At 70.8% G+C, this 6,355-nt stretch carries 6 protein-coding genes; 3 read left to right on the top strand and 3 right to left on the bottom strand.

Translation table 11 applies throughout. The features are described from left to right. Positions 1-282: 282 nt before the first annotated feature. The 3 genes from ACILQS_RS02090 to ACILQS_RS02080 are packed head-to-tail and all read right to left on the bottom strand — an operon-like array spanning position 283 to position 3,650. Positions 283-1,047 (bottom strand): IclR family transcriptional regulator, encoded by a 765-nt coding sequence (locus tag ACILQS_RS02090; protein WP_395638442.1) that lies wholly within the window; start codon positions 1,045-1,047, stop codon positions 283-285. Positions 1,048-1,064: 17 nt separating this feature from the next. Then, positions 1,065-2,870, bottom strand: coding sequence for an ABC transporter ATP-binding protein (locus ACILQS_RS02085; protein WP_395638441.1), 1,806 nt, complete (start codon positions 2,868-2,870; stop codon positions 1,065-1,067). A 9-nt stretch (positions 2,871-2,879) separates the two neighbouring features. Then, positions 2,880-3,650, bottom strand: coding sequence for a hypothetical protein (locus ACILQS_RS02080; protein WP_395638440.1), 771 nt, complete (start codon positions 3,648-3,650; stop codon positions 2,880-2,882). Positions 3,651-3,714: 64 nt separating this feature from the next. Here ACILQS_RS02080 and ACILQS_RS02075 point away from each other — a divergent pair, with 64 nt between their 5' ends. The 3 genes from ACILQS_RS02075 to ACILQS_RS02065 are packed head-to-tail and all read left to right on the top strand — an operon-like array spanning position 3,715 to position 6,285. After that, entirely contained in the window at positions 3,715-4,641 is a 927-nt protein-coding gene (locus tag ACILQS_RS02075; RefSeq protein WP_395638439.1) for an ABC transporter ATP-binding protein, read from the top strand. After that, positions 4,638-5,453 carry an ABC transporter permease gene (locus ACILQS_RS02070; RefSeq protein ID WP_395638438.1) on the top strand — a complete coding sequence of 272 codons (816 nt, stop codon included), beginning with the start codon at positions 4,638-4,640 and terminating at the stop codon, positions 5,451-5,453. The genes ACILQS_RS02075 and ACILQS_RS02070 overlap by 4 nt, the downstream gene beginning before the upstream one ends. A 10-nt stretch (positions 5,454-5,463) precedes the next feature. Further along, the gene (locus ACILQS_RS02065) at positions 5,464-6,285 is read left to right on the top strand and encodes an ABC transporter permease (protein WP_395638437.1); all 822 of its coding nucleotides are present in this window, start codon (positions 5,464-5,466) and stop codon (positions 6,283-6,285) included. The last annotated feature ends 70 nt before the right edge of the window (positions 6,286-6,355 follow it).

Below are 6,355 nucleotides of genomic sequence, written 5' to 3'. Positions count from 1 at the left end.
ACTCCGCCCTCCGCGGCGGTCGCATCCCACTCAGTGGTACCCCACCCCCCCCGCGGGGTGAGTGCCGGGCGCAGCCCGGTGTATCGAAACCCACCCCGGGTAACCCGCGGAGGGGTTTCGATACACCCGCTGCGCGGGCACTCAACCCGCGGAGCCTCGGGGTTTCGATACACCGCCTGCGGCGGCACTCAACCCGCGGAGCCTCGGGGTTTCGATACACAGCCTGCGGCGGCACTCAACCCGCGGAGCCTCGCGGTTTCGATACACCGCCTGCGGCGGCACTCAACCCGCGGAGGTGAGATCCAGCCTGGCTTCGATCGCGGTGACGGCTCGTCGCAACAGGGGGAGCAGCCGAACCTCGTCGGCGGACGACGCATGGGCGACGATGCCGATCGCCGCCGGCGGCAGCCCCGGCCGAGGGCGCAGCGGCATCGCGATCGACACGTTGCCGAGCGTCATCTCCTGTCGCGTCAACGCGTAGCCCTGTGCCGCCTCACGAGCGATCACGTCCCGCAGCCGGGCGGCATCCGTGATGGTGTGGCGGGTCTCGGGCAGCAGCTCCGTCGCGAGGTAGTCGTCGAGCCAGTGCGGGTGGGTGAGCAGGATCGCGCGGCCCACGCCGGTCGCGTGCAGCGGATGCCGCTGCCCCACCTCGCTGAGCGTCGGGATCGCGCGCTTGCCGTTCGCCTTCGCGACGTAGAGCACCTCGGAGCCGGCGAGCACCCCGAGGTGCACGTTCTCCCCGGTGAGGTCGTACAGCTCGACGAGCTCGGGCAGCGCGGCTTCGCGCAGCCTTCGGAGGACCGCCGAGCGTTCGCCGAGTTCCCACAGGGCGAGGCCCATCTCGACGGTGCCGTCGGGCAGCCGGTCGAGGGCGCCGAGTCGCACGAGCTCCGCCGCGAGACGGTGTGCCGTCGACACCGGCAGGTGGGCGCGGCGCGCGAGGTCGGGCACGGCGATCGGTGCGCCGTCCTCGGGAACGGCGCGCAGCATCCGGGATGCCCGCTCCAGCAGCGAGACGCCCGGCTCGCCCGACCTCCCCGCCATCGCCAGCTCCTCTGAACTCAGACCAGCAGCTGGTGCTTGGCGAGGTCGCGGTAGAGCGGGGTCGACTTCACCAGTTCGGAGTGGGTGCCGATACCGATCACCTCGCCGTTCTCGAGCACGACGATCACGTCGCTGTCGACGACGGTGCTGAGCCGGTGGGCGATCACGAGCAGCGTGCGGTCGGCCGCGACGGCGTCGATCGCCTCGCGCAGCAGTTGCTCGTTCATGCCGTCGAGGCTCGACGTCGACTCGTCGAGCAGCAGGATCGGCGGCGCCGCGAGCAGCGCGCGGGCGATCGCGAGCCGCTGGCGCTCGCCGCCGGAGAGCATGATGCCGTCCTCGCCGACGGCCGCATCGAGGCCCGCCGGGTCGCGGTCGAGCACTGCGCCGAGGTTCACGTCGCGCAGCACCTGGATGCACTGCGCGTCGGTCGCGTCGGGGGAGGCCAGCTTGAGGTTGTCGCGCAGGGATCCGGCGAGCACCGGGGCGTCCTGCTCGACGTAGCCGATCTGCGCCCGCAGGTCGTCGCGGGCGAGGCCGCGCACATCCCGACCGTCGAGCCGCACCACGCCGGAGTCGGGGTCGTAGAACCGCTCGACGAGCGCGAACACCGTCGACTTGCCCGCCCCCGACGGCCCCACGAGGGCGACGCGGCTGCCGCGCGGCACCTCGAACGTGACGCCCTTGAGCACCTCGCGGATCTCGGCCGGCGCCTCGGGGTCCTCCGCCGGCGGCACCGCGTAGGAGAAGCGCACGTCGTCGAACCGGATCGCCGCCGACGTCACGACGGGGGCGGCGGGTTCGACGCGGGCATCCCCGTCGGTCTCCGAGGGGAGGTCGATGATCTCCTGGATGCGGCCGAGGGCCCCGAGGGCCTGATTGACCGAGTTGACGGCGCCGAGGGCCGAGCCGAGCGGCATCACCAGCAGGAACAGGAACAGGATGAAGGTCACGAGCGACGAGATCTCGATCGCCCCGCTCGCCACCCGGTAGCCGCCGACGCCGATGACGACGAGGAACGCGACCTGCAGCGCGATGCCGGCGATCGGCACGACCATCGCCGAGATCTTCGCGACCTTGAAGCCGGCCCGCTTGGCGGCTTCCGCTTCGACGATGATGTCGTCGGTCTCGCGCTCGGTGGCGTTCGCGGCGCGCACGGTGCGGATCGCCCCGATCGAGCGCTCGACCGCCGAGGCGAGTGCGCCGACGCGCTCCTGCTGCTCCTTGGAGGCCGGGCGGATGCGCGAGGAGATGAGCGCCCCCGAGCCGAGCGCGAAGACGATGACGGCGAGCGTCAGTCCGAGCAGCACGGGGTCGACGACGAGCATGCCGATGAGGGCGCCGACGAAGGTGATCGCGCCGCCGACGGCATCCAGAAGTCCCTGGGTGATGACGGCGTAGAGCAGCGTCGTGTCGGAGCCGACCCGCGACACCAGGTCGCCGGTGCGACGCCGATCGAAATCCGAGATGGGCAGGCGCAGCATGCGGCGCACGAGGGCGCTGCGGGCGGAGAAGACGACGGACGTGCCGATGCGCTGCAGCAGGTAGTGCTGCACGCCGCCCAGGATCGCGCCGACCACGAGCAGCGCGACGAGCAGCCAGACGAGACTGCCGAGAGCTCCGCCGTCTTCGACGATGCCGACGACCTGACCGGCCAGCAGCGGTTGGGCGAGCGACGCCGCGGCGCCGACCAGCGACAGCACGAGGGCCGCCGCGAGCAACCCGCGGTGCTCGAGGATGTAGGGCAGCAGCTGTCGGAAGGAGGCCCGGGGGCCCTCATCCTTCTTACCTCGACGCAGCAGTCCGCCGCGGGTGTCGCTCACCGTTCGAGACTAGCTGCCGCCGACCGCGCATCCGGTCGCGTCGAATCGATCGGCCCAGGTGTCGTTGGGAGCGCCGAACTCCTCGCCGAGCGGGGTCAGCGCCGAGGTGCACGACGAGAAGACGACATCGGAGGCCGCGAGGTCGCCGGGCAGCACCGCCGAGAGTCCGAAGTCGTGGAGCGTCCAGGCGGTGAACGACTCCAGATCGTCGACGCCGACGATGTCCTGCGGGATCCCGAGGTAGAGCGTCCCCTCGCCGAGGCCGTCGAGCAGCGCGGGCTGACGGCAGTGCGGCACTGCAAGGTCGTCGTACACGCCCGATGCATCCTCGTCGACCTGGCGCAGACCCTCGAGCCCGATGATCGCCGACCCGGTCTCGGGGTTCGCGATCGGCAGGACGAGCAGCGGCAGATCGTCGGGCCACTCGCCGTCGCGCGCGGTCAGCCGCACGTCGACCTGGGTAAAGGTGAAGCCGCGGCCGGAGATGACCGACTCGTCCACCTCGCCGGCGCACCAGGCCGCGGTCGCGGCCACGGCATCCGCCGCTTCGGGCACCATCCACGGCAGCGCCGCATGCACCGTCACCGCGAGATCGGCGGTCGCGCCGTTGGGAGCGGTGAGGATGCCGACGAGCCCGAGCACCGCATCGTCGGGGAGCACCAGCTCGGCCGGCGTCTGCGCGGCGTCGCTCGCCCTCGGCGACGGTTCCGCGCCGACCGAGCCGCAGGCGGTGAGGAGCGCGACGACCGACACCCCCGCGAGAGCTGCTCGGATGCGCACCTCCTCAGCGTAGGCGGGAGAGCCGCCGTGCGACCGTCGGGGGCGCGACCTAGGCTCGACTCCCGTGACCGCATCCGTCATCGTCGCCCGCGACCTCGTCAAGACGTACCAGCAGACGGCCGCCGTCGACGGCATCTCGTTCGAGGTCGCCGCGGGGGAGTCGTTCGGGCTGCTCGGCCCCAACGGCGCCGGCAAGTCCACGACGATGCGGATGGTCGGCGCGGTGTCGACCCGCACCTCGGGGCAGCTCAGCATCCTCGGTCTCGACCCGAACGACAACGGACCCGAGATCCGGTCGCAGCTCGGCGTCGTGCCGCAGCAGGACAACCTCGACAACGAGCTGCAGGTGCGCGAGAACCTGCTCGTCTACGGGCGCTACTTCGGGCTGCCGCGGACTGTCGTCGCGGCGCGGGCCGACGAGCTGCTCGCCTTCGCGCAACTGCAGGATCGCGCCAAGGCGAAGGTCGACGAGCTCTCCGGCGGCATGAAGCGGCGCCTCACCATCGCCCGGGCCCTCATCAACGACCCCCGCATCCTGCTGCTCGACGAACCCACCACCGGTCTCGACCCGCAGGCGCGGCACATCCTCTGGGACCGCCTGTTCCGCCTCAAGGAGCAGGGCACGACGCTCGTGCTCACCACGCACTACATGGATGAGGCCGAGCAGCTGTGCGACCGCCTCGTGGTCGTCGACAAGGGCCGCATCATGGCCGAAGGGTCGCCGGCGGCGCTGATCCGGGAGCATTCGAGTCGCGAAGTGCTCGAGGTGCGGTTCGGGTCGGAGGCCAACGCCGGGGCTGCCGCGCAACTCGAGGGGATCGGCGACCGCCTCGAGGTACTGCCCGATCGCATCCTCGTGTACTCCGCCGACGGGGAGGCGGCGCTCGCCGAGGTCGCGCGGCGCGGGCTCGAGCCCATCACGAGCCTCGTGCGGCGGTCGTCGCTGGAGGACGTGTTCCTCCGGCTGACCGGACGGTCGCTGATCGAATGACGATTCAGCAGCACGTGTCGCCCGCCCGCTCCCGCCGGTGGGGTGCCTGGTACGTCGCCGAGCACAAGCTGCGCGCGGTGCGGGCCTACTTCTGGACGATGCTCGTCACCGTTCTGGGCACCCCGTTCCTCTACCTGTTCGCGTTCGGCGTCGGGCTCGCCGCCCTCGTCACCCGCAACGACGGGTTCGAACAGCTCACCGGGGTCGGCTACCTGCAGTTCGTCGCCCCGGCGCTCGTCATCAACGCCGCCGTGCTCGTCGCCGTCGAGGAGTACATGTTCGGCATCCTGCAGGGCTTCATGTGGAACAAGCACTTCGAGGCGATGAACGCCGCCCCGCTCGACGCCCGGCAGATCATCGACGGGATGTTCCTCTACGTCGGCATCCGCGCGGTGGCGACGGCGGGCGTCTACTTCGGCGCGGTCGCGATCTTCGGCGGGGCGCTGTCGCCCTGGGCGGTGCTCGTCGTGCCGATCGCGGTGCTCACCGCCTACGCGTTCGCCGGCATCGCCGCCTACTCGTCCTCGATCACCGAAGACCGCTCGCAGTTCAACATGGTGCTGCGGCTCGTCGTGATGCCGCTCACCCTGTTCAGCGGCACCGTCTTCCCGCTCAGCCAGTTGCCGATCTTCCTGCAGTGGATCGGCTGGATCTCGCCGATCTGGCACGGCGCCGAACTCGCCCGGCAGTTCTCCTACGGCCCCACGGAACCGCTCTGGCTGAGCCTCCTCCACGTCGTCGTACTGCTCGCCTTCGCGCTCGTCGGCTGGCTGCTGACCGTGCGCATCGCGACGGGCAGGCTCGACCGATGAGGCTCGACCGATGACCGCGCTGCTGCCCGCATCCACGCGCCGTCGCCGCGGGGTGCGCGCGCTGTACGCCGGCAACTCCCGCGCCGTGCTCGGCCGCGGACTGACCGCGACGCGCAGCACCAACTGGCTGGTCGTCGTCACCGGGCTGTTCGAGCCGATCTTCTACCTGCTCGCGCTCGGTGTCGGCCTCGGCGGGCTGATCGGCACCGTCACCGACTCGTCGGGCACCGACATCCCGTACGCCGCCTACATCGCGCCCGCGCTGCTCGCCGTCTCGGCGATGAACGGCGCGATCTACGACTCCACGTGGAACGTCTTCTTCAAGATGCACTTCGCGAGGCTCTACGAGGGGATGCTCGCCACCTCCCTCGGCCCACTCGACGTCGCGCTCGGCGAGATCGCCCTCGCCCTGCTGCGCGGCGGTGCCTACGGGGTGACGTTCCTCGTCGTCATGCAGGCGTTCGGGCTCAACCTCTCCTGGACCGCGCTGCTCGCCCTGCCGGCGATCATCGTGATCGCGTGCGGCTTCGCGTCGATCGGCATGGGCGTCACGTCGTACCTGAAGAGCTTCCAGCAGATGGATGTCATCGGTCTCGTGATGCTGCCGATGTTCCTGCTCTCGGGCACGTTCTTCCCGATCGCCGTCTACCCGGAACCCGTGCAGTGGTTCGTCATGGCGCTGCCGCTGTGGCACGGCGTCGAACTCGTGCGCGGCCTCACCACGGGGGCACTGTCGCTGGCGATGCTCGGCCACCTGGCCTACTACGCCGGGATGATCGCCCTCGGGGTGATCTTCACCACCCGTCGCCTCCGCGCGCTCTTCCTCGACTGACCCGACCCCACTGCACCGATGTGCGTCGAGTGCGCGCGCGCAGGCACGTGCTCTCGACGCACATCGAGGA

The sequence above is a fragment of the Pseudolysinimonas sp. genome (assembly GCF_044239695.1).
In the GTDB taxonomy this organism is placed as follows: Bacteria; Actinomycetota; Actinomycetes; order Actinomycetales; family Microbacteriaceae; genus Pseudolysinimonas_A.
This window is presented reverse-complemented; position numbering and strand designations above follow the sequence as displayed.